The organism is Flagellimonas iocasae (assembly GCF_042682725.1).
GTDB lineage: Bacteria > Bacteroidota > Bacteroidia > Flavobacteriales > Flavobacteriaceae > Flagellimonas > Flagellimonas iocasae.
The window spans coordinates 166856-190510 of record NZ_JBHUHU010000005.1; the positions used below are offsets into that span (position 1 = coordinate 166856).

A 23655-nucleotide genomic window follows, 5' to 3' on the forward strand; every position below is an offset into this window, starting at 1 on the left:
GGGGTGTTGTTTAGGACCTTCACTTTCATGGTGGCACTAGTGTTGAGTTTTAATACTTCCGCACAGCAAACCCCTGCTCCACCCCAATCGGAACAAGTTGCCATTGTTGGCGCAACAGCACACATTGGAAACGGAGAGGTTATTGAAAACTGTACCATCGTTTTTGTGGATGGAAAAATTACGGTCATTGGAGCTGATCTCATGGCCACTACTATCGGGACGATGATCAATGCCGAAGGAAAGCACGTCTATCCAGGTTTCATTGCCCCAGCAAAGTCATTGGGATTGGTAGAGGTTGATGCCGTACGCGCCAGTAAGGACGAGGATGAAATCGGTGATTTTATTCCACATGTACGTAGTATTATTGCATATAATGCAGAATCAAAAGTTATTGAGAGCATGCGTCCCAATGGCGTTTTGTTAGGTCAAGCAACCCCACAAGGTGGCAGAATTTCAGGAACTTCCTCCATTGTCCAATTCGATGCTTGGAATTGGGAAGATGCGGCTGTGAAGACCGATGATGGCATCCACCTAAATTGGCCTACGCTTTTTAGAAGCGGAAATGCCTATCAAGGTGAACATGGGTATGTTCCTAACAAAAAGTACGAAGAGCAAGTAGGCGAAATCAAAACCTTTGTTGAAAATTCAAAAGCCTATGGACAGGCTGCCTCAAAAGAGACCAATCTTCCATTCGCCGCCATGCAGGGCCTATTTAATGGTACGCAACGGTTGTACATTCATACCGATGGCGAAAAGGAAATGATTGATGCCGTGACCCTTGCTGAAAATGCTGGAATACAACATACTGTGATTGTTGGCGGATATCGTGCGCATAAAATCGCAGATTTCCTTAAAGAGCACAACATCCCAGTTTTGGTAAGTGAGCCGCATGCGTTGCCAAAATACGAAGACGACGACTACGATTTCCCGTATAAATTACCCAAACTATTGGTGGATGCTGGCCTCTTGGTAGGCTTACAGAATGAATCCATGGCCAATTTCCAAACGCGAAACTTGCCCTTCTACGCGGGTCAGGTAGCAGGTCAAGGTTTAGACAAAGAAACCGCCCTTAAAATGATTACCAGCAATACCGCTAAAATCTTAGGTATTGATGCGGATTATGGCACATTGGAAGTTGGTAAAAGTGCAACCCTTTTCATTTCCGAAGGGGATGCGTTGGACATGCGTACCAACCAAATCTCCAAGGCCTTTATTGATGGAAGGGATGTCTCCTTGGAAACCCATCAGACCAAACTGTGGAAACGGTATATGGGCAAATACGAACGAGAAGGAAAAAGTGAATAAAAAGAAAGCGGCGCTCCATGGAGCGCCGCTCTTATTTATAACTTCCTTTTTCAATTAATTCACTTTGGGTTCTACAACAATAGCTACTTCAGGTTTAGCGTAAAAGTCGTCCGGTTTGGGCGTGGTGCTTACCGCAGCTTCTTCAAAAGAAACCGTATTCCTGGCGTCCAAGATATCTCGACCTTCGTAATTGTACCACGTAATGGATTTGGGCAGTACAACCCCATTTAGGTTTTGCCAATCGTCATACCGAATCCATTTTACGTTATCGGATTTTTCTCCTGTTCGGTAGGTGACCGTATATCCCAACCAAGCCATTTGGTGCGTATCTGGGTCAAAATGCAGGAAATATTCATCTTTGGAAGAAATTCCCACTCCAGGATCATAGCTAATATGTACTCCTGGATAGCTTTTTCCTTCAAAAACTAAATCGTCGGTTTTATCATAAACAATACCATTGTCACCCAACAAAAAGGGCATGGCATAGAAATAAGACATTAAATTGTGGTAGAAGACAGGGTCTCCCTTGTAATTTTGGTCAGGGTCCAACAGCCAAATGTCATTACCATCAAATCCCATGGTGAATTTTTCAGCGTCTATCCTGTCCTTTCTGGACCAAAGGTCCACCGTATGGGTTTCAGGATTTTCAGGATTGGGTAAAACAAAGGACAATGTGCGTTGTTGCTTCCACTTTTTCAGCCCCCCGTGAGCATCAAAAACTTTGGAAAGGGTTTCTGGATATCTTGATGAAGTTTCCACCATTTTTGGTGGTTCTGCTTCTTTGGTTTCTTCTTTTTTGGCGTTAGGTTTGCAGGCCGATATGGCCAATGTGAGTAAAATGATGGTTATTCTTGTCATGGTTTATAATTTGTCACTTGGTCGAAAAGCCCTTTTTTAAATTACAGGAATCTCTATTTTTGATTTGTATGGAAGCCAAAATCATCAGCAGTGTCCAGAATTCCTTGGTCAAGAAAATTCTGCTCCTCAAGGAAAAATCCCGGGAACGGCGAAAGACCGGACTTTTTGTTGTGGAAGGACAACGTGAGTTGGAATTGGCCCAAAAAGGTGGTTTTTATTTTGAAACCCTGCTCCATTGTCCTGAGATTTTGCCTCAGCTTGACACATCTTTGATTTCTAAAAATCCGAATGCCGAAATTGTGCAGCTTTCAAAGCAGGTCTACGAGAAAGTGGCCTACCGGGAGACCACGGAAGGTATCTTGGCCATTGCAAAAGCAAAAGAACACAGTTTGGAGGACATTCAGTTTTCAACTAAAACTCCTCTGGTATTGGTAGCGGAGGCCCCAGAAAAACCAGGAAATGTTGGCGCTTTGCTAAGAACCGCTGATGCCGCCGCAGTGGACGCCGTTTTGATTGCCAATCCAAAATCGGACCTTTATAACCCTAACATCATTCGGTCAAGTGTTGGTTGTGTGTTCACCAATCAGATTGGAATGGGAAGTTCAGAGGAAATCATCGGTTTCCTTAAGGAACATCAAATCAAAATCAATTGTGCAGCGCTAACAGCTTCAAAAAATTATGCTGAATGTGATTTTACCGAAGCCACGGCCATTGTAGTGGGCACCGAAGCCACTGGATTAACCGAAGATTGGCTCCAAAATTCAGACCAGAACATCATTATACCGATGCAGGGTGAAATCGACTCAATGAACGTTTCCGTATCCGCCGCAATACTTATATTTGAGGCGAAGCGGCAGCGCGGATTTTAAGCTATGGAAAAAAACTACTTGTTCTATACTATTCTTATCATTTTGGTGGTGCAATACCTGGTCCATCAGGTGTTGGAATACCTGAATGCCCAAAAATTCAAATCCACGGTTCCCGCTGAACTTTCTGATATTTTTGATGATACGGAATATCAAAAATCCCAGGCATACAAGTTGACCAACTATCGCTTTGGATTATTTTCCGATGGCTTTTCCTTGTTGCTAACCGTTTGCTTTTTATGGTTTGGCGGGTTTGAATGGGTCGATAAAATAACACGTTCCATCACCACAGAAACTATTCCCATGGCTTTGCTATTTTTTGGCATCATAACCTTTGGAAGCGGACTGCTTGGCATCCCTTTTTCGTACTATAAAACCTTTGTAATAGAAGAACAGTACGGGTTCAACAAGACCACAAAAAAGTTGTTCTTTTTGGATAAGATAAAATCTGGATTGCTTACAGCGGTTCTTGCAGGCGGTATTTTGTCACTCTTCATCCTTTTTTACCAATGGACGGGGCCTCAATTTTGGATGTACACCTGGATTTTGGTAGCAGTTGTCATTCTGTTTACCAATTTATTTTACAGTCGACTCATTGTTCCGCTGTTCAACAAACAAACTCCGTTGGATGAGGGAAGTTTAAAAAATGCCATTGAGAATTATGCCCAAAAAGTGGGCTTTGAACTGAAAAACATTTTTGTCATCGATGGGTCCAAACGTTCCACCAAGGCCAATGCCTATTTTTCAGGTTTTGGGAAGGAAAAACGGATTACGCTGTATGACACTTTGATCCATGATCTCGATGAAGAGGAAATAGTGGCTGTTTTGGCGCACGAAGTGGGACATTACAAACGGAAACACATCATTTTTAATTTAACGGTCTCCCTCGCATTGACTGGTTTCATGCTTTATATCCTGGCATTGTTCATCAACCATCCAGAAATTTCACGAGCGATTGGGGTTTCCATACCCAGTTTTCATGCCGGATTGGTTGGGTTCGCCCTTTTGTATAGCCCCATTTCGGAAATCACCGGGTTGGCCATGAACTATTTGTCACGGAAATTTGAGTTTCAGGCGGATGATTATGCCAAGACCACCTTTGCTGCCACTCCATTGGTAACTTCCCTGAAAAAGCTTTCAAAAAACAGTTTAAGCAACCTTACCCCACATCCGGCCTACGTTTTTGTGCACTACTCCCATCCTCCACTCATAGAGCGAATTCGAAATTTAAAGGCATAATTTTTGTTGTTTACCAATAAAGATTGTGGTAATTTTAATATGCTATGACAGAGGCTGCCATTGAAAAAGAGAACAAGGAGATTGCAAAGCAGTACAAGGAATTGCTTCGCATCAGCTATCAAACCTTGACCGATGAGGACAAGAAGTTGATACGCTCTGCTTTTGATGTGGCCGTAGATGCCCACAAGGAACAAAGGCGAAAATCCGGTGAGGCATACATTTTTCACCCCATTGCTGTGGCCAAAATCGTGGCCTCCAAAATTGGTCTCGACGCGGTTTCCATTGCCTCTGCCCTACTCCATGATGTGGTTGAGGACACTCCATACACCTTGGATGACATCGAACGCATGTTCGGTGAAACGGTAGCTCGAATTGTTGACGGTCTTACCAAAATAGCCCACTTAAAAAAAGATAAGGATATAAGTCAGCAGGCGGAGAATTTCCGTAAAATGTTGTTGACTTTGCACGATGATGTTCGGGTAATCATTATCAAAATTGCAGACCGCTACCACAACATGCTTACTATGGATTCCATGCCAGAGCATAAGCAGGTAAAAATCGCTTCGGAGACACTTTATATCTATGCGCCCCTCGCCCATAGAATTGGTCTTTACAACATAAAAACCCACTTAGAGGACCTCGCCCTAAAATATACCGAGCCCGATGTTTATTATGACATTCAGGGTAAAATTGAAGATACTGAAGAGGAAAACCTGGCCTATATCGATGCTTTTTCCGATGTCATCCGAAATTCTTTGGATAAGGAAGGACTCAATTACCAAATCAAAGGTCGAATGAAGTCCATTTTCTCCATCCGAAGGAAAATGAAGGCCCAAAATATTCCTTTTGATGAGGTTTATGACAAATTCGCCATTCGAATCATTTACAAATCCGACCGAAAAAATGAAAAGTTCCTCGCATGGAAGATTTATTCCATTGTAACGGACCACTTTACCCCTAACCCCATTCGCCTTCGGGATTGGATTACCTCTCCAAAATCAACGGGGTACGAGGCCCTACATATAACCGTAATGGGGCCAAAAGGAAAATGGGTTGAGGTTCAAATTCGAAGTGAGCGGATGCACGAAATTGCTGAGAAAGGCTACGCGGCGCACTTCAAATACAAGCACGGCGACCAGAAAGAACAGGGAATCGAGGAATGGTTGAACCGACTTCAAGAAGCGCTGGAAGGCGCCAATGGAAATGCGGTGGATTTTGTGGAAGAGTTCAAACTCAACCTGTATTCCAAGGAAATTTTTGTCTTTACGCCAAAAGGTGAGCTAAAATCCATGCCCAAAGGGGCAACCGCATTGGATTTTGCCTTCCATATCCACACAGAAATTGGCATGAAGACCCGAGGGGCCAAGGTCAATGGAAAATTGGTGCCCCTAGGTTCAGAACTGCAAAGTGGTGATCAGGTGGAAATCATTACTTCAGAAACGGCAAAGCCATCGCAAAGCTGGTTAGATTATGCCCAGACTGCAAGGGCACGTTCCAAAATTAAATCTTCATTAAAAGAAGAGAAGAAAAGTGTTGCTGAAGAAGGTAAGGAAATCCTTCGCAGAAAGTTGAAATCGCAAAAAATTGTCCTTAACGAGGATACCATCAATAAACTGGTCACTTACTTTAAATTAAAGACCAGTCTGGACTTGTTTTATCGGGTGGGCATCGGGTCTATCGATAATGATAAGCTCAAGGATTTTGCATCCTCCTACCATAACGCATTCCTTAATTTCTTTAAAAACCGTATCCGACGAGCCCCGGTTTCCAAGGATATCGACAAAGATGAGATTACCGTTAAGTATGACATGCTCGTCTTTGGTAAAGAGGAGGAAAAATTGAACTATAAGCTCTCGCAATGCTGTAATCCTATTCCAGGGGATGATGTTTTTGGTTTTGTGAGCGTGAACGACGGTATTAAAGTGCACAAAAAGAACTGCCCCAATGCCATTTCGCTCCAATCAAATTACGCTTACCGAATCATCAGTGCCAAATGGATAGATTCAACACAAGAGGAATTTTCAGTGGACATTCAGCTCACCGGAATTGATAACTTGGGATTGGTCAATGATATCACCAATATCATATCGGACAACATGCACGTAAACATGCGGAATCTCAACTTTACCGCAGATGGTGGTACCTTTAAAGGAAAGATCACTTTGGTGGTGAAAAACAACAATATCATCAAAAAGTTGATGGACAACCTAAAGCAGGTGGAGGGAATCGACAAAGTGACCAGAATTTAATTTTTAGCTGTACCTTTGTGCATTAGCATAGGTAGAAAGCCATGGGAAACAACAAAAACCAGGAAATTGTAAAAAACGTGTTCACAGCCTTCCTTGAGGAAAAAGGACACCGCAAAACCCCTGAACGCTACGCCATTTTACAGGAAATCTATAACAGTGACGACCATTTTGATGTAGAATCCCTCTATATTAAAATGAAAACCAAGAATTATCGCGTAAGCCGGGCCACGTTGTACAATACCATTGAGCTTTTACTGGAAAGCAAGCTGGTTCGCAAGCACCAATTTGGGAAAAATCAGGCCCAATACGAAAAATCCTATTTTGATCGCCAACACGACCATGTTATTTTAACAGATACTGGTGAAGTTGTTGAATTTTGCGATCCCCGTATTCAATCCATAAAAAAGACCATTGAGGAGGTTTTTGATATCAAAATCAACAACCACTCACTGTATTTCTACGGGACACGAAACAAAGAAGAAAACCTAACTGAATAACCTAAACATTTCATGGTAGATTTATTGCTTGGACTCCAATGGGGGGACGAAGGAAAAGGAAAAATTGTTGATGTATTAACCAAGGAATATGATATCATAGCCCGATTTCAAGGAGGCCCAAACGCAGGGCACACCCTAGAGTTTGATGGCATCAAACATGTGCTTCATACCATCCCATCTGGAATTTTCCATGAAAATGCCATCAATATTGTAGGTAATGGCGTGGTCATTGATCCTGTAATCTTCAAGAAGGAATTGGACAACCTCGATAAGTTCAACATTGATTTTGTATCCAAGCTGCTCATCTCAAGAAAAGCACACCTAATTTTACCAACGCATCGCTTATTGGATGCCGCATCTGAAGCATCCAAAGGAAAAGCAAAAATCGGCTCTACCCTAAAGGGTATCGGCCCAACCTATATGGACAAAACAGGCCGTAACGGAATGCGTGTTGGGGATTTGGAGTTTGATGATTGGAAGGAAAAATACAGAGCGTTGGCCGATAAACATGAGGCCATGATTGATTTCTACGATGTAGAATTGGAATACAATTTGGCCGAATTGGAGGCCGAATTCTGTACAGGAGTGGAAATGCTTAAGAAATTGACTTTTATTGACAGTGAGGAATACATGTTCAAGGCACAGGCTGAGGGCAAAAAAATCCTTGCCGAAGGCGCCCAAGGTTCTTTGTTGGACATTGACTTTGGAACCTATCCATTCGTAACCTCCTCGAATACTACTGCCGCCGGTGCATGTACCGGATTGGGCGTAGCTCCCAATAAAATTGAACGTGTTTTGGGAATTTTCAAAGCCTATACTACCCGCGTGGGTAGCGGTCCCTTCCCTACCGAACTTTTTGATGAGGACGGTGCTACCATGGGTCGCGTAGGAAATGAATTTGGTGCCACCACTGGCCGACCTAGACGTTGTGGCTGGTTGGATTTGGTCGCGCTTAAATATGCGGTTCAAATCAATGGTGTAACCGAATTGATGATGATGAAAGCCGATGTTTTAAGCGGATTTAAAACCATCAAAGTCTGTACAGCTTATACATACAAAGGCGAAGAAATTCAGCATCTTCCCTACAACATTGAAAGCAAGAACGTAACGCCTATCTACAAGGAAATGGAAGGTTGGGCCAAAGACCTCACCAAAATGACCAAGGCTGACGAATTACCTACGGCGCTCAATGATTACATCAACTTCTTGGAAGAACAGCTTAACGTACCTATAAAAATAGTGTCCGTTGGGCCAGACAGATTACAGACCATCCATCGATAAAAAGTCGGTATTGTTTCTTTTTTAGTATTTTTAAGAGGATGGAAGCCTCTCAGCACTGCTTTGTGATGCTTCTTTCTGCACAAACTAACTAAACAAACAACGCCGTCATGAACAAGCTGCTAGCACTCTTTTGCATTGCAGGGTTTCTCATATCCTGTTCACAAGAATCCGAAACGCTTACAGTAACCTCACCCAACAGAATCAACACCATTGATTTTCATCTTTCTACTGCTGGAGAGCCCACCTATCTTGTAAGTCACAATGAAAAAACAATCATTGATGCCTCCTCCATGGGTTTTGATTTTAAAGACCAAGAATCTCTAAAGGGAAACCTGAAAATTATAAACTCGGTAAAAAAGGCCGTCCATAAAAGCTGGGAAATGCCTTGGGGCGAACAAAAGGAAGTGGTCAATGCATACAATGAAATGATGGTGGAACTGGAAGAGGACAAGGCACCTCATCGCAAAATCAACCTGTATTTTAGAGCGTATGATGATGGGATTGGATTCCGATATGAATTTCTTCCCCAACAAGGGGTGGACAGTCTGATAATCATGGATGAAAACACCGAATTCCAACTCACTGAAGACTACACCGCTTGGTGGATTCCTGGCGATTGGGACATTTATGAACATCTGTACAACACCACCAAAGTTTCGGAAATTGATGCTATTTCCAAACGAAACAATCCGGATTTGGCCCAAACCAATATCCCTGAAAACGCGGTGAACACTCCGGTTACCATGCGTGGAAGTGATGGATTGCACTTAAGCTTTCATGAGGCCAATCTAACCGATTATGCAGGGATGACCCTAAAAGTCGACAATGAATCCCTCAAATTGACCAGCGAATTGGTCGGTTCCGATAGATTGGGATATAAAGTAAAGCGGGCATTGCCCTTTAAAACACCTTGGCGCACCATTCAAATTGCGGAAAAAGCCACCGAACTGATAGACTCCAAATTGATTGTCAATCTGAATGAACCCAATAAAATTGGGGATGTGAGTTGGTTCAAACCCAAAAAATATGTGGGTATTTGGTGGGAAATGCACATCGGAAAATCTACTTGGGATTATGCCGGTTCGCAAGACATGAACACTTTCACCAACGACATGAAACCTACCGGCAAACATGGAGCCACCACAGAAAATACCAAACGCTATATCGACTTTGCAGCCGCCAACAATATTACTGGGGTTTTGGTTGAGGGCTGGAACACCGGCTGGGAGCATTGGATTGGTTTTGAGGATCGTGAAGGCGTCTTTGACTTTGTCACTCCTTATCCTGACTATGACTTGGAAGGACTCAACCAATATGCCAAGGAGAAGGGTGTGGAAATCATTATGCACCACGAAACATCCGCCGCACCGCGCACCTACGAACAACAATTGGACACTGCATACCAGCTCATGCACAAATTGGGTATCCATTCCGTGAAAACCGGATATGTGGGCAAAATCATACCCAAAGGTGAGTACCACCATGGTCAGTGGATGGTGAACCACTACCGCAAAGTGGTGGAAACCGGCGCCAAATACCAAGTGGCCATCAATGCACATGAACCGATCAAGGCAACCGGAATCCGAAGGACATACCCCAATGTCATTGCCCGGGAAGGTTTGCGAGGACAAGAATTCAATGCATGGTCGGCAGACGGCGGAAATCCTCCAGAACACCTACCCATTGTTGCCTTCACAAGAATGTTGGCTGGACCCATCGATTTCACCCCCGGGGTTTTTGATATCACCCTTCCTACCAAGGAAAATAATCGTGTAAGCACTACCCTAGCCCAGCAATTGGCCTTGTATGTGGTCATATATAGTCCCGTGCAAATGGCATGTGACCTTCCTGAAAATTATGAAGGGCACCCTGCATTTCAATTTATCAGGGATGTTGGAGTGGACTGGGACAAAACCGTGGTCTTGAATGGTGAGGTTGGTGACTTTGTCACCATTGCACGAAAAGAACGGGAAACCGGCAATTGGTTTGTTGGTGGAATAACGGATGAGAATGCAAGGGAAATCAGTTTGGATTTTGACTTTTTGGACGAAGGTGTCACCTACGATGCCATTATTTATAAAGACGCTGCCGACGCAAATTATAAAACGAATCCGACCGCTATCGACATAGAAGAAATGGAAATCAACCAAGAAACTTCACTTACCCTTCAATTGGCTGAAGGAGGTGGTTTTGCCATTAGTCTGATTCAGAAAAAATAACGTCTTTTTCTCCGCTGTGTGACATTTATCACTTTAGGAGTATTCCGTATTACATACCTTTCGGATTGAAATATGAGATACTAAAAACGACCTATTTTGGTCGTAAACCTTTAAAATAAGAGTCATGGTAAATACCTTAAATCATATCGGACTGGACAAAAAAGCCTCTAGTTCGCTTTCCGATAAATTGAACGAACTTTTGGCCAACTATCAACTGTTCTATATGAATGCCCGCGGCTTTCACTGGAACATTAAAGGAGATAAGTTTTTTGAGCTTCACCTCAAATTTGAAGAACTCTACAACGATTCTTTGTTGAAAATCGATGAAATCGCGGAGCGGATTCTAACCCTCGGTTTTACCCCACTGCATACGTATGCAGACTATTCTGAAATTTCTAAAATCAAGGCCGCCAAGAACGTTTCAAGCGGTATTGAGGCCATTAAAGAGATTTTAAAGGGGTATGAAGTGCTCTTGCCGTTGGAGCGCGAATTACTGGAAATGTCTGGCAACTCTGATGATGAAGGCACCAACGCCTTGATGAGTGATTACATCCGCGAGCAGGAAAAATTGGTGTGGATGTACTCTGCCTATCTTGGCTAGACCTCCGGCAATAAATCCTTTTCAAATCCCAAACCTTTCTAAAGGGTGTATGCCACTTTGGCTAAAAACCCTACTTTTGGGCAAAATTCTATGGATTTGAAAAGGATTATTTTTTTCCTTCTGTTTCTTTCCTTTTTTATGGCCGCTGCCCAGCAAGAAACCCAGGGTAGGCAAATCAATATTGTCTATGGGGCCAACTTCACAAAGGATGAGGCCAATTATCCTGGAGCGTCCATTTTCAGTAAAGACGATGAGCGTCAGGTGCAATTTGAGCATCAAGGTGCCGACCTCTGGTGCGATATTGCCATTTTTTACAATCAAGAGAATAGATTGAGGGCGATTGGCAATGTACGTCTTCAACAGGGGGATTCCATCGAGATGAATAGTGCTAAACTGGATTGGAACGGCAACACCAGCCTGGCTAAGGCTTGGGAAACTGTTGAATTATCCGATGGCAAAATGAAGCTGACCACCGACACGCTTTATTTTGACAGGGAAAAACAGATATCTTATTACAATTCAGGAGGTAAAGTCGTGGATTCCGTCAATGTGCTTACCAGTAAGGTGGGTACCTATTTCACGGAGCTAAAAAAAGTACAGTTCAAGAATAAAGTTCATATTGATAATCCAGAATATATTATCGATTCAGAACAACTGGATTATTACCGTACTTCCAAAAATGCCTATATGTACGGGCCATCCACCATTACCGGAGAGGAGTATAAAATTTATTGCGAGCGTGGTTTTTATGACACTAAAATTGAACAAGGGTATGGTATCAAGAATACCCGAATTGATTATGACAACAAAATCATAGAGGGGGACAGTCTTTATTTTGATAAGTTTTCTGAATTTGCTTCGGCCACCAACAATATAAAAATCACGGACACCATCAACAACGGTGTCATTAAGGCGCATTATGCTGAAGTCTTTAAGGCCAAGGATTCTGTTTTTGCCACAAAACGTGCAGTATCCATCAGTTTGGTTGAGCAAGATTCGCTCTATATGCATGGCGATACCTTGATGGTCACCGGGAAAGAGGAGAATAGGATTCTGAGGGCGTTCCGAAATGCCAAGTTCTACAAAACCGACTTGAGCGGTAAGTGCGATTCCATCCATTTCAGTGAGAAAACGGGAATCACCCAATTGATCACCGACCCGATACTTTGGAACGTGGACAACCAAATCACAGGTGATAGTATTCATTTGCTGTCAGATTTGGAAACGGAAAAGTTGGACTCTCTAAAAGTGATTGAAAATGCCTTTATCATCTCATTGGATACCATCAGTAACGACGGATACAATCAAGCCAAAGGGAAGAACCTCCTCGGAAAATTCATTGAAAATGAGTTGAAAATCATAGACCTCATTCAAAATACGGAGGTCATATACTACGTATATAATGATGATAATGAATTGGTGGGGATAGATAAGACCATCTGTAGTAAAATTAGGCTGCTCATGGCCAATAATGATATTGAGGACATTACCTTTTTTGTGAATCCGGATGGGGATATTTTTCCCGAAACCGAGTTTCCCGCAGAAACCAGAAAACTGAAAGGGTTCGTTTGGCGTGGTGAGGAACGTATCATGAGCAAAGATGAGATTTTTGATGAGGACGACAACAACATTGAACTGGTAAAGATTCGAGGAATCGATAACCCCATCGATATTGATGCAGAGGAAAGCGAGCGTCAAAAAAATGAAAATGACCCCGTTAATGCCCCAAATACTAAAGCGGTTAAGCCTAAAAAGACCCAAGTAAAGAAAGCGCAGAGTCCCTAGATGAACAGAGACGACTTTTTCACATATCAAGCCCAGACTACCCCGCATCCATTAGGCTTGGAAATATCCCATGCCAAAGGAAGTTACATTTACGACACAGCGGGTAACGCCCATTTGGATTTTGTGGCGGGTGTCTCTGCATGCGGACTGGGACACAGTCATCCCAGAGTGGTGAATGCCATTAAAGAACAGGTGGATAAATACATGCATGTGATGGTCTATGGCGAATATGTGCAGCAACCTGCAGTGGAGTTTACCAAACTTTTGGCCTCCCACCTTCCTGAAGGGTTGGAGACCACCTATTTAGTGAATTCTGGCACGGAGGCCATTGAAGGGGCTTTAAAATTGGCAAGAAGATATACAGGTCGCTCGGAAATTATTTCCGCCAAAAATGCCTACCACGGAAATACTATGGGCAGTCTAAGCATTATGGGGTTCGAGGAACGGAAAAGCGCGTTTCGACCTTTGATTCCAGATGTTCGCTTTATTTCCTTCAATATGGAAGCTGATTTGGAGAAGATTACCCACAAAACTGCAGCCGTGATTTTGGAAACCATTCAAGGTGGAGCTGGTTTTATTCTTCCAACGGATGGTTATTTGGAAAAAGTGAGGAAACGTTGTGATGAAGTGGGTGCGGTTCTTATTTTAGATGAAATTCAACCAGGATTCGGTAGAACTGGAAAACTTTTTGCTTTTGAACATTTCAATTGTGTCCCTGATATTTTGGTCATTGGAAAAGGCATGGCATCAGGATTACCGGTGGGTGCTTTTGTGGCTTCCAAAGAAATGATGGCCACATTGCAGGACAGTCCAAAATTGGGCCATATCACCACTTTTGGCGGAAATCCCGTGATTGCAGCTGCCAGTCTGGCAACATTACAGGAAATCACTGAATCACAGTTCATTGCAGAGACCTTGGAAAAGGAAAAACTGTTTCGAAAGCTTTTGGTACATCCTTTGATTGATGAAATACGAGGAAAAGGATTAATGTTGGCGTTGCTCATGAAAAGCAGGGAAATTGCAGATTTTGTGATACTCACCGCGGCCAAAGAAGGCCTTATACTATTTTGGTTGCTGTTTGAGCCAAAAGCCGTTAGAATTTCACCACCATTGACCCTTTCCATGAAAGAAATTGAGCAAGGTTGCGACCAAATCATTGCTATTTTAAATCGGTATAAACCTGCTACTGTTAACTAATTTGTTGATAACATACCCCAAAATGGGACTTAAACACCTAAGCAAAGGGTTAATTTTAAGTCCATAGTTAAACCAAACACGTTCCTATGGCGTTAGATTCTAACGAATATCCTGACAAATCCATTAGCAAATTTGAGTCCATGCTCAAGACGGATGACGTCTATTTCTTTGATGCAGAGGACTTTGAGGAAATCATACACCATTACCTGAACAACGGCAAAATCTCCTTAGGCAAAAAGGCCATTCAGATTGGTTTGGAACAACATCCCAATTCTCTGGAATTAAAGCTTTTGCAGGTAGAGGTATTGACTTTTGAGGATAAATATGAAGCTGCAGAGCGATTATTGGATGAAATTCAAAATATAGATTCCCACAATGAGGAAATCTACATTCAACGAGCCAACATCCAATCCAAAAAGGACAATCACCAAGAAGCCGTAAATCTGCTACTGGAAGCACTTCACTTGTCTGATGACAGTTTCGACATCCATTCCCTATTGGGCATGGAGTACCTTTTTATGGACGACTATGAAAAGGCAAAGCGTAGCTTTATGAAATGCGTTGAGTTCGACGACAGTGATTATTCCTCCCTTTACAATGTGGTATACTGCTTTGAATTTTTGGAAGACTACGATGGCGCCATCCTGTATCTGAACGATTATTTGGAACGCAATCCCTATTGCGAAGTGGCTTGGCATCAGTTGGGCAAAATGTACTACGCCATGGATATGTTCCCAGAGGCGTTGACCGCTTTTGATTTTGCCATCATTTCTGATGATTCCTTCATTGGCGCCTACTTTGAAAAAGGTAAAGTGCTTGAAAAATTAGGTCGATACAACGAGGCCATCGAAAATTACGAAACTACCATTTCCATAGAGGATCCAACCTCACATGCCTTCCTGCGAATTGGAAAGTGTCATGAGAAATTGGGCAACTATGATTTGGCCAAATATTATTACTATAATACCGTACACGAGGACCCCTTATTGGACAAGGGATGGCTTGCCATCACCAATTTCCATTATAAACTAAAGGATTACGATAAGGCGTTGTACTACATCAACAAAGCCATCAATATTGATGGTGAAAACCCACTGTACTGGAAAAAGGCCGCCAAAATCTATTTGGCCATGGATAACTTGGATGAGGCTGATTTTGCCTTCAAACAAGCTGTTGACTTGGGTAATTATGAGCTGGATACGTGGCGAAATTGGGCCGAGGTCCTCAAAAGAATTGGCGATTTTGAATCTACCATTCAGGTGTTGATACAAGGATTGGAGTTCTACCCAGAAAATGCTGCACTGACGTATAAGTTGGCTGGGGTTTACCTAAAAAACAATCAACCTAAGGAAGCCAAAGCAAAATTGACGGAAGCCATGCAATTGAATATTGACAAATTGCAATTGTTCGATGAAGAGTTTCCAGAGTTCAGCGAAGTAAAGTGGCTACAGACATTCGTTTCCCAAATTAAAAGGACTTCTACGTAACTTTGCGTTTCCATACGTACCCAAATCCATGAAAGCACGTCGATTAGTTGACTATATCTTTATTACCCTAAAAGGAATGGCCATGGGAGCTGCCGATGTGGTTCCCGGTGTTTCCGGAGGTACCATTGCCTTTATTTCGGGCATTTATGAAGAACTCATCACCTCCATCAACAATATAAATCTGTCCCTTTTCAAAATCTTGAAAAAAGACGGCGTTAAAGCCGCTTGGGAAAAGATAAATGGAAATTTCTTGGTGGCGCTCTTTTTGGGCATCTTCATCAGTGTGCTTTCCTTAGCAAAATTTTTGAGTTGGCTGCTCGAGAATAAACCCGTGTTGCTGTGGTCTTTTTTCTTCGGATTGGTATTGGCCAGCATCTTTTTTGTTGGGAAGGAAATCACCAAATGGACATTGGGTACCGTTGTCGTATTGATTCTTGGTGCCGCAGTGGCCTTTTTCATTACGGAATTGCCACCTAATGAAAATGTGGAGAGCCTGCCTTACCTATTTCTATCAGGAGCATTGGCGGTCTGTGCCATGATTCTCCCAGGAATTTCGGGAGCTTTCATTTTAGTGCTCTTGGGATCCTACAAAACCATTTTAGATGCCGTACACGAGCGTGACATTAAAATTGTACTCACCGTAGCGGTAGGCGCCATATTCGGGCTATTGAGCTTCGCCCGATTGCTCAAATGGATGTTTACCCATTACAAAAATATAACCTTGGCCTTGCTTACCGGTTTTATCCTTGGTTCCTTGAATAAAATATGGCCATGGAAAAAAGTCTTGGAAACCAAAACATTTGGTGAAAAAACCATAGTGGTAGATGATATGAATGTGTGGCCATCCGCCTTTGAGGGCGACAATCAGTTAATCCTTGCCATTATCCTAGCTATAATAGGTTTTTCGCTTATTTTTATCTTGGAAAAAGTTGCTTCCAAAAAATAAGAAAACCCATTGGCCACATGCATCAGCCTAGATCATTTCTGGATAATTTCTTTTTGGTAATAAAGGGCCTTTGCATGGGTGCTGCCAATAAAGTACCTGGAGTTTCTGGGGGCATTGTTGCCTTTGTAGGTGGTTTTTATGAAGAATTCATCTACTCCCTCCAAAAACTGAACTCCAAAGCCTTAAAATTACTTTTCAATGGCAGGTTCAAAAGCTTTTATCAATACACCAACGCCCAATTTTTAGGACTGCTCATCTTTGGAATGTTGGTGAGCTACTTTAGTGTATCACGAATCCTTGATTACTTTTTGGACCAAAATGAACTCTTTGTTTGGGCCACTTTTTTCGGAATGATTTTGGGCTCCATCTACTACATCGCCAAAGATTACGACTCTTGGAACCAAAGAACCATTCCTTTTGGCATACTGGGATTGATTATTGGCATTTCCATTAGTTTTTTAAGCCCTGCACGGGAAAATGACAACCTATTCTTCATTTTTTTCTGCGGAATCATCAGTGTTTCCGGAATGACATTACCGGGACTTTCAGGCTCGTTCATTCTAATTCTTTTGGGAAATTATGTCTTGCTCCTCGTTGATTCCGTAAATGCGTTGTACGATACTTTTTCAGAGGTCTTTTCTGGAGATTTTGGCTTTCTGAAAAATGCTGAGCGCATGCAAACGTTAAAGATTCTAGCGGTTTTCACACTCGGTTCCGCAACGGGACTGGTGACCTTCTCGCATCTATTGAGCTATGTGCTCAAACATTATAAAGCCATGACCACTGCTGCCATTTTAGGATTTATTACTGGCTCTTTGGGTGTTGTATGGCCTTGGAAACGAACCATGTACAAAATGGACGATTTGGGCAATCTTATTTTGGACTCCAACGGGGACAAAATCGTGCTCAACTATCAGCGCTATTTTCCTCATTTCGGAGATTCAGAAACCTGGTGGGCTGTTCTTTTTGTGGTTATGGGAATTTTGGTATTATTGCTATTGGATTGGTATGGGAAAAACAGAAAAGAAAGAGAACAGGTACGGACTACTCGGTAGAAACATTTCATATTCCTTCTCGCAAGGTTATTTTACCAAAAAATTTGAGCAGCTGGGTCTGGATGACCACAGCTATGAAAATTTTGACATACAAGATATTTCCGAATTCAAATCGGTACTGTCCGAATCGAATCTCAAAGGACTCAACGTTACCATTCCCTACAAGCAAGACGTTATCCCTTATTTGGATGCGCTGGATGAGAAGGCGGCCAAGATTGGGGCGGTAAATACCATCAAATTTACCAAAAATGGCCTCAAAGGCTTCAATACGGATGCCTACGGATTTAAGGAATCGCTCCAAAAATTTATTCAACCCCATCATAAAAAAGCGTTGGTTCTGGGCACAGGTGGTGCATCAAAGGCCATTTGCTTTGTGTTGGACGAACTGGGGATAGACCATGCCTATGTTTCCCGAAGCAAACAGAGAAACCAGTTCACTTATGAAGAACTCAGCAAGGAGATTTTAGAGGAGTATACCGTAATCATCAACTGCACTCCGCTTGGTACCCACCCCAACATTGAAAACAAACCGGATTTACCGTACCAACATATTGGAAATAAGCATCTTCTCTTCGATTTGATCTATAATCCGGAAAAAACCACCTTTCTGGCAATGGGAGAAGCAAATGGGGCCACCATTTCCAATGGACTGGAAATGCTGTTGGGGCAAGCTGAAAAGGCTTGGGAAATCTGGAACATGCCCTAAAAAACAGCAGCCAATATAGCTTTACCATCGATCCGCACAATAAAAATCTTACGCAAAAGAAGGTTCAATACTTTTGCTATTAGGCAATTTAGTTGTTAAATTGGCTATACTAATCATCAATCCAAAGGAAAGGAGACTACTCATGCAGGAAAATGAGCGTAAACTTCAGCAAGCTGAAGGTGGTACTGAACAGATATCGGACAATACAAAAACTCCATTGGAAGAAAGCCCCATTTCTGAACCAACCGGGTCCGATGCTGTCGTAGCAGAAAATGCCGAAGAAGCCAAAACAGATAATGGTTCGCCACCCGAATCCAAAAAGGATGACGGCGAGAAGTCTTCTGACACCGATGGCTCAGATGACCCAATGAACGAAATAGATGAGTCCAACGCAGAGGATGCGGAGGACGCAGATAATGAAAAGCGGCATTACATCCCCATGTTGGATTACCATGCCATGCCCATGGAAAATCTTGTGGGTGAACTTCAGCGCTTGGTCAAAAATGAAAAAGTACAGGCCATCAACAAGCATGTAAGCTCCATTAAATATGAATTCGACCAAAAGTTTCAGGAATTTTTGGAGCATAAAAAAGAGGAATTTGTATCCAATGGTGGCAATGAGGTAGACTTTAAATACAACTCGGTTGCCAAAAGGCAATTCAACGAAGTTTATGGAGAGTACCGTGAAAAACGCGACCACTACTACAAACAACTGGAGCAGAACTTAAAAATAAACCTCCAGAAGCGTTTGGAAATCATTGAGCAGCTCAAGGGCCTTATTGACGTAGAAGAAGACATCAACACCACATACAAGAACTTCAAGGAGCTTCAGGAGAATTGGAAAAATGCAGGGCCGATTCCACGAAGCAGTTATAATGATGTTTGGCGCACATACCACCATCACATGGAAATCTTCTATGATTTCCTTCACCTGAACCGCGAGCTGCGTGATCTGGACTTTAAACACAACCTTGAAGAGAAACAAAAAATAGTGGAGCGTGCCGAAGCTTTGGCCGATGAGCCCGATTTGGGCAAAGCGTTCCGTGAGCTACAGACACTTCACAAAATCTGGAAGGAAGATATTGGTCCCGTGGCCAAAGAGCAGCGGGAAGAGATTTGGGAACGGTTCAGCAATGCCACCAAAGCGATGCACCTTCGTAGACAGGAACATTTCCAAGAATTGGAAAAGTCCTATGAAAAAAATCTGGAGAAAAAACAGGAAATCATAGCCAACATTGCCAAGGTGGCCAATAATGTTTCCGATAATCATAGAGGCATACAGCAGCAAATACGAGAGGTTGAGGCGTTGAGGGATTCATTTTTCAAGGCAGGGAAAGTTCCTCAAAAAGTAAATGAAGAGACCTGGGGAGCGTTCAAAGAGGTGGTCCGAAAATTTAATCGGAACAAAAATGCCTTCTATAAAAACCAAAAAAAGGAACAGCACACCAACCTCGAAAAGAAACGCGAGCTATTGGAGCTGGCACTATCTTTAAAAGATAGCGATGATTGGGCAGAGGTAACGCCCCAAATGAAGCGCATTCAAAGTGATTGGAAAAAAATTGGTCATGTACCTCGAAAATATTCCGATAAAATCTGGAATGAATTCAAAAATGCGTGTAACCACTATTTTGACCGGCTTCATTCAGAAAAAAACGAGGCCCACAAAGAGGAATACGAGAACTTTGAAAAGAAAAATGACTGTCTGGAACGTCTAAAATCCTTTCAATTAAGTGGAGATAAGAAAAAGGATTTGGCCGCCATCAAGGAGTTTTTGGATGAGTGGAAACAGTATGGCCGAATTCCCTTCAACAAAAAGCACATCAACGGTAAGTTCAATAAAATCATTGATGCCCTTTTCAAGAAAGCTGGAGTTAGCAAGCAAGAATCTGAATTACTTAAGTACGGGAATAAAGTACAAGAACTTGCCAAGACAGAGGATAACCGCGCCATTGGCAATGAACGTGTCTTTATCCGGAGAAAAATCAATGACAGCAAGTCCGAGATTCGCCAGTTGGAAAACAATTTACAGTTCTTTTCGGATGACTCCGAAGACAATCCATTGGTAAAAGAGGTTATCAACAACATCAACAAACAGAAAGAGGCCCTTCAGACTTGGAAAGAAAAACTCAAAAAACTCAATATCCTCGAAAATAAGTTGAATAGGGAGGCCGAAGAAGAAGAGGATGGTTCCGAGGAGGAATAGACCTATGTTTTTATCTTCCAAATCTGTGTCCGTAGCTTCTTCTTATCTTCAACAGGACAAGTAAATTCAAAAATGACAGATGTTGGAAAACAGTATCGGATTGCCTTTGCACTTGCTTTGTTTACCATTATTTACAATGTTATTGAAGGACTCATCTCCACCTATCTGGGATTCGAGGATGAAAGTTTGGCCCTGTTCGGTTTCGGTTCTGATAGTTTTATAGAGGTCATTTCCGGTCTTGGAATTGCCCACATGATTATCCGCATCCAAAAACAGCCTAATAGTCATAGGGACAATTTTGAACGCACTGCCTTAAGAATTACCGGTTTCGCCTTTTACGCATTGGTCGTGGCCTTGGTGGCCACAAGCATCTACAACATTTATACTGGACACAAACCATTGACCACCTTCTGGGGTGTAGTGATTTCGATAATTTCCATTTTAGTGATGTGGGCACTGGTCATTGGAAAAAGAAAAGTGGGCAAAAAACTGGACTCAGCTCCTATCTTAGCGGATGCCAATTGTACTTTGGTCTGTGTTTACATGTCCATAATACTACTAATCAGCAGTGGTATCTACGAACTTTGGGGCATTGGCTATATTGATAGCGTCGGCACCTTGGCCCTATCCTATTTTGCGTTTACTGAAGGCAAAGAGTGCTTTGAAAAGGCCAGCAGTGATAAATATTGCGGATGCTCGTAAGCCAAGCCAACCTTTTCCTACCAATACCTCCTGAACAACAACAAACAGCATGAATCATTTGGACCAAAAAGTAGCGGAGCACTACCAAAAAGAAAACCTCTTCGAAGAAATTATTGCTCGCCTTAAAAATCAAAATATCGATTTAGACCACGTACAACGCAGTGATATTGCCGGTGTGGATGAATTTCATGTGCGGGGAGCGGCCGTATCCAAAGAATTGGCCAAAAGCATTGCCATTGAAGGCAAAACGGTCCTTGACATGGGAAGTGGACTTGGAGGCCCCTGCAGAATGCTTGCCGATGAATTTAATTGTACCGCCACAGGAATTGACCTTAGCCCAGAATTTGTACAGACAGCAAACGCGCTATCAAAATTGGTGAAGCTGGATGATAAAACCCACTTTGTGCAAGGAAGTGCCGCCGAACTGCCTTTTGAAGATAATTCGTTTGATGTAGTCTGGACACAACATGTTCAGATGAATGTGCCCGACAAGCATAAATTCTATGGTGAGGCGCACAGGGTACTAAAACCCGGTGGTTATTTTTTGTATTATGACATCTTTCAAAAAAATGATGGGGAAATTCAATATCCTATGCCTTGGGCTACACAAGAGACCTTGAGCTTTCTCATCAAAAATGATGAAATGGCGCATATTGTTGAAGGTTTGGGATTGAATGAAATCTCCAAAACCAATCAAACTGATGCCGGAATAGAATTTTTCACTTTGCTATTGGCCAAAGTCAAACAATTTGGACCACCCAAATTGGGATTGAATGTTCTCATGGGTGAATCCACCATATCAAAACTCAGCAACTTGTTGGCCCATTTGCAAAAAGGGCTTTTGATGCTGGAAAGCGGAGTTTACCAGAAGTAACTATTATTTGGCCACGTTCACGGAACGGGTTTCTCTAATCACCGTCACTTTTACTTGTCCGGGATAGGTCATGTCCGTTTGGATTTTTTGCGAAATCTCAAAAGAAAGTTCAGCTGCTTTGTCGTCACTCACTTTTTCACTTTCAACAATGACACGAAGCTCCCTACCTGCCTGGATGGCATAGGCTTTCTGAACTCCATTGAATCCGAATGCGATATCCTCTAAATCCTTCAATCGCTGGATGTAGGAATCCAAAACCTGCCTTCTTGCACCCGGACGCGCTCCGCTGATGGCATCGCAAACCTGAACAATCGGAGAAATTAGGGTAGTCATTTCAATTTCATCGTGGTGGGCACCGATGGCATTGCAGACCTCGGCCTTTTCACCATATTTTTGCGCCCATTGCATACCGAGAATAGCGTGCGGCGTTTCCACCTCAACTTCGGCCATAGGCACTTTTCCGATATCATGCAGCAATCCGGCACGTTTGGCCAATTTTGGGTTGAGGCCCAATTCTGCTGCCATCACACCACAAAGCTTGGCAACTTCACGGGAGTGTTGCAAAAGGTTTTGTCCGTAGGAAGAACGATATTTCATTCGACCCACGGCCTTGATCAATTCGGGATGCAAACCATGGATGCCCAAATCGATTACGGTACGTTTCCCTATTTCTGCAATCTCTTCGTTGATTTGCTTTTCGGTCTTCTTAACGATTTCTTCGATACGGGCCGGGTGGATTCGACCATCGGTCACCAAGCGGTGCAAGGATAGTCGGGCCACTTCTCTGCGTACGGAATCAAAACAGGAAAGAATAATAGCTTCTGGGGTATCATCAACAATAATTTCAACACCGGTAGCGGATTCAAGGGCACGGATATTTCGCCCTTCACGACCAATGATACGACCCTTAACGTCGTCAGATTCCAGATTGAAAACAGAAACGCAGTTTTCCACGGCTTCTTCGGTTCCAATCCGTTGAATGGTATTGATTACGATTTTTCGAGCTTCTTGCTGGGCGGAAAGCTTTGCTTCTTCCAATGCACTTTGCATATACGCCATGGCATCGGACTTTGCCGTTTCCTTCAAAGATTCCAGTAACTGACTCTTGGCATCTTCTGCGGATAGGCCTGAGATGACTTCCAATTGCTGAACTTGGCTTTTATGTAATTTTTCAACTTCGGATTGTTTCTTATCAAGGATTTCGCTTTTGTGGTTGACTTCCTTGATTTGTTGTTCCAACTGGTCGTTGAGTTTTTTGCTTTTGGCCAGTTCGCTACTTACTTGGGATTCTTTATCGCGGGTGCGTTTTTCAGCCTCACCGATTTTCTTATCCTTATTGACAATGACCTTTTCATGCTCTGCCTTAAGCTCCAAGAACTTTTCCTTGGCTTGGAATATCTTATCCTTCTTAATGTTCTCCCCTTCCTTCTTTGCTTCATTTATGATGCCTTCTGCCTCCTTCTTCGCACTTGCAATGGTCTTGGTCACTTTCCCCTTCTCCATCATCTTGGCAATTGCGAATCCTATCGCCAATCCAACAACAGCAGCTACAACAATTACTATGATATTATCCATGTTGACTTAT

General features: G+C 42.7%; 19 protein-coding genes. 17 read left to right on the plus strand and 2 right to left on the minus strand.

Annotation, left to right across the window (positions count from 1 at the left end):
- The first annotated feature begins 27 nt into the window (after positions 1-27).
- A complete protein-coding gene (locus tag ACFSJE_RS14800) occupies positions 28-1305 on the plus strand; it encodes an amidohydrolase family protein (protein WP_379832297.1) in 1278 nt (425 codons plus the stop codon).
- A 54-nt stretch (positions 1306-1359) separates the two neighbouring features.
- Here ACFSJE_RS14800 and ACFSJE_RS14805 read toward each other — a convergent pair whose 3' ends face one another.
- Positions 1360-2163: a DUF6503 family protein gene (locus tag ACFSJE_RS14805; RefSeq protein ID WP_379831640.1), complete on the minus strand. Its 804-nt coding sequence runs from the start codon at positions 2161-2163 to the stop codon at positions 1360-1362.
- Positions 2164-2231: 68 nt separating this feature from the next.
- Between ACFSJE_RS14805 and ACFSJE_RS14810 the strand changes: the two genes are divergently transcribed.
- From ACFSJE_RS14810 to ACFSJE_RS14885, 16 genes are all read left to right on the plus strand, one after another.
- Positions 2232-3032 (plus strand): TrmH family RNA methyltransferase, encoded by an 801-nt coding sequence (locus tag ACFSJE_RS14810; protein ID WP_379831641.1) that lies wholly within the window; start codon positions 2232-2234, stop codon positions 3030-3032.
- Positions 3033-3035: 3 nt separating this feature from the next.
- Entirely contained in the window at positions 3036-4268 is a 1233-nt protein-coding gene (locus tag ACFSJE_RS14815; protein WP_379831642.1) for a M48 family metallopeptidase, read from the plus strand.
- Positions 4269-4312: 44 nt separating this feature from the next.
- Positions 4313-6517 carry a RelA/SpoT family protein gene (locus ACFSJE_RS14820; protein WP_379831643.1) on the plus strand — a complete coding sequence of 735 codons (2205 nt, stop codon included), beginning with the start codon at positions 4313-4315 and terminating at the stop codon, positions 6515-6517.
- Positions 6518-6558: 41 nt separating this feature from the next.
- On the plus strand, positions 6559-7014 hold the full coding sequence (locus ACFSJE_RS14825) for a Fur family transcriptional regulator (protein WP_067033379.1): 456 nt from the start codon (positions 6559-6561) through the stop codon (positions 7012-7014).
- 12 nt (positions 7015-7026) lie between these two features.
- Positions 7027-8295: an adenylosuccinate synthase gene (locus ACFSJE_RS14830; protein ID WP_379831644.1), complete on the plus strand. Its 1269-nt coding sequence runs from the start codon at positions 7027-7029 to the stop codon at positions 8293-8295.
- A gap of 107 nt (positions 8296-8402) precedes the next feature.
- Complete coding sequence (locus tag ACFSJE_RS14835; RefSeq protein WP_379831645.1) at positions 8403-10514, plus strand: glycoside hydrolase family 97 protein; 2112 nt, start codon at positions 8403-8405, stop codon at positions 10512-10514.
- A 124-nt stretch (positions 10515-10638) separates the two neighbouring features.
- Positions 10639-11115, plus strand: a complete 477-nt coding sequence (locus ACFSJE_RS14840) for a Dps family protein (protein ID WP_379831646.1) — start codon at positions 10639-10641, stop codon at positions 11113-11115.
- A 90-nt stretch (positions 11116-11205) separates the two neighbouring features.
- On the plus strand, positions 11206-12900 hold the full coding sequence (locus ACFSJE_RS14845) for an OstA-like protein (protein ID WP_379831647.1): 1695 nt from the start codon (positions 11206-11208) through the stop codon (positions 12898-12900).
- On the plus strand, positions 12901-14097 hold the full coding sequence (locus ACFSJE_RS14850; RefSeq protein WP_379831648.1) for an aspartate aminotransferase family protein: 1197 nt from the start codon (positions 12901-12903) through the stop codon (positions 14095-14097).
- Between the two features lie 86 nt (positions 14098-14183).
- Positions 14184-15584 carry a tetratricopeptide repeat protein gene (locus tag ACFSJE_RS14855; protein ID WP_379831649.1) on the plus strand — a complete coding sequence of 467 codons (1401 nt, stop codon included), beginning with the start codon at positions 14184-14186 and terminating at the stop codon, positions 15582-15584.
- A 28-nt stretch (positions 15585-15612) separates the two neighbouring features.
- The gene (locus tag ACFSJE_RS14860) at positions 15613-16530 is read left to right on the plus strand and encodes a polyprenyl-phosphate transporter (RefSeq protein WP_379831650.1); all 918 of its coding nucleotides are present in this window, start codon (positions 15613-15615) and stop codon (positions 16528-16530) included.
- 17 nt (positions 16531-16547) lie between these two features.
- The gene (locus ACFSJE_RS14865; RefSeq protein WP_379831651.1) at positions 16548-17585 is read left to right on the plus strand and encodes a DUF368 domain-containing protein; all 1038 of its coding nucleotides are present in this window, start codon (positions 16548-16550) and stop codon (positions 17583-17585) included.
- Positions 17539-18291: a shikimate dehydrogenase family protein gene (locus ACFSJE_RS14870; RefSeq protein ID WP_379831652.1), complete on the plus strand. Its 753-nt coding sequence runs from the start codon at positions 17539-17541 to the stop codon at positions 18289-18291. The genes ACFSJE_RS14865 and ACFSJE_RS14870 overlap by 47 nt, the downstream gene beginning before the upstream one ends.
- A 142-nt stretch (positions 18292-18433) precedes the next feature.
- Complete coding sequence (locus ACFSJE_RS14875; RefSeq protein ID WP_379832298.1) at positions 18434-20494, plus strand: DUF349 domain-containing protein; 2061 nt, start codon at positions 18434-18436, stop codon at positions 20492-20494.
- A 72-nt stretch (positions 20495-20566) separates the two neighbouring features.
- Positions 20567-21196: a cation efflux transmembrane domain-containing protein gene (locus tag ACFSJE_RS14880; protein WP_379831653.1), complete on the plus strand. Its 630-nt coding sequence runs from the start codon at positions 20567-20569 to the stop codon at positions 21194-21196.
- Positions 21197-21245: 49 nt separating this feature from the next.
- Positions 21246-22070: a class I SAM-dependent methyltransferase gene (locus tag ACFSJE_RS14885; protein WP_379831654.1), complete on the plus strand. Its 825-nt coding sequence runs from the start codon at positions 21246-21248 to the stop codon at positions 22068-22070.
- 3 nt (positions 22071-22073) lie between these two features.
- Here the strand turns inward: ACFSJE_RS14885 and rny are convergent, their stop codons facing one another.
- The gene (gene rny / locus ACFSJE_RS14890) at positions 22074-23645 is read right to left on the minus strand and encodes a ribonuclease Y (protein WP_379831655.1); all 1572 of its coding nucleotides are present in this window, start codon (positions 23643-23645) and stop codon (positions 22074-22076) included.
- Between the last annotated feature and the right edge of the window lie 10 nt (positions 23646-23655).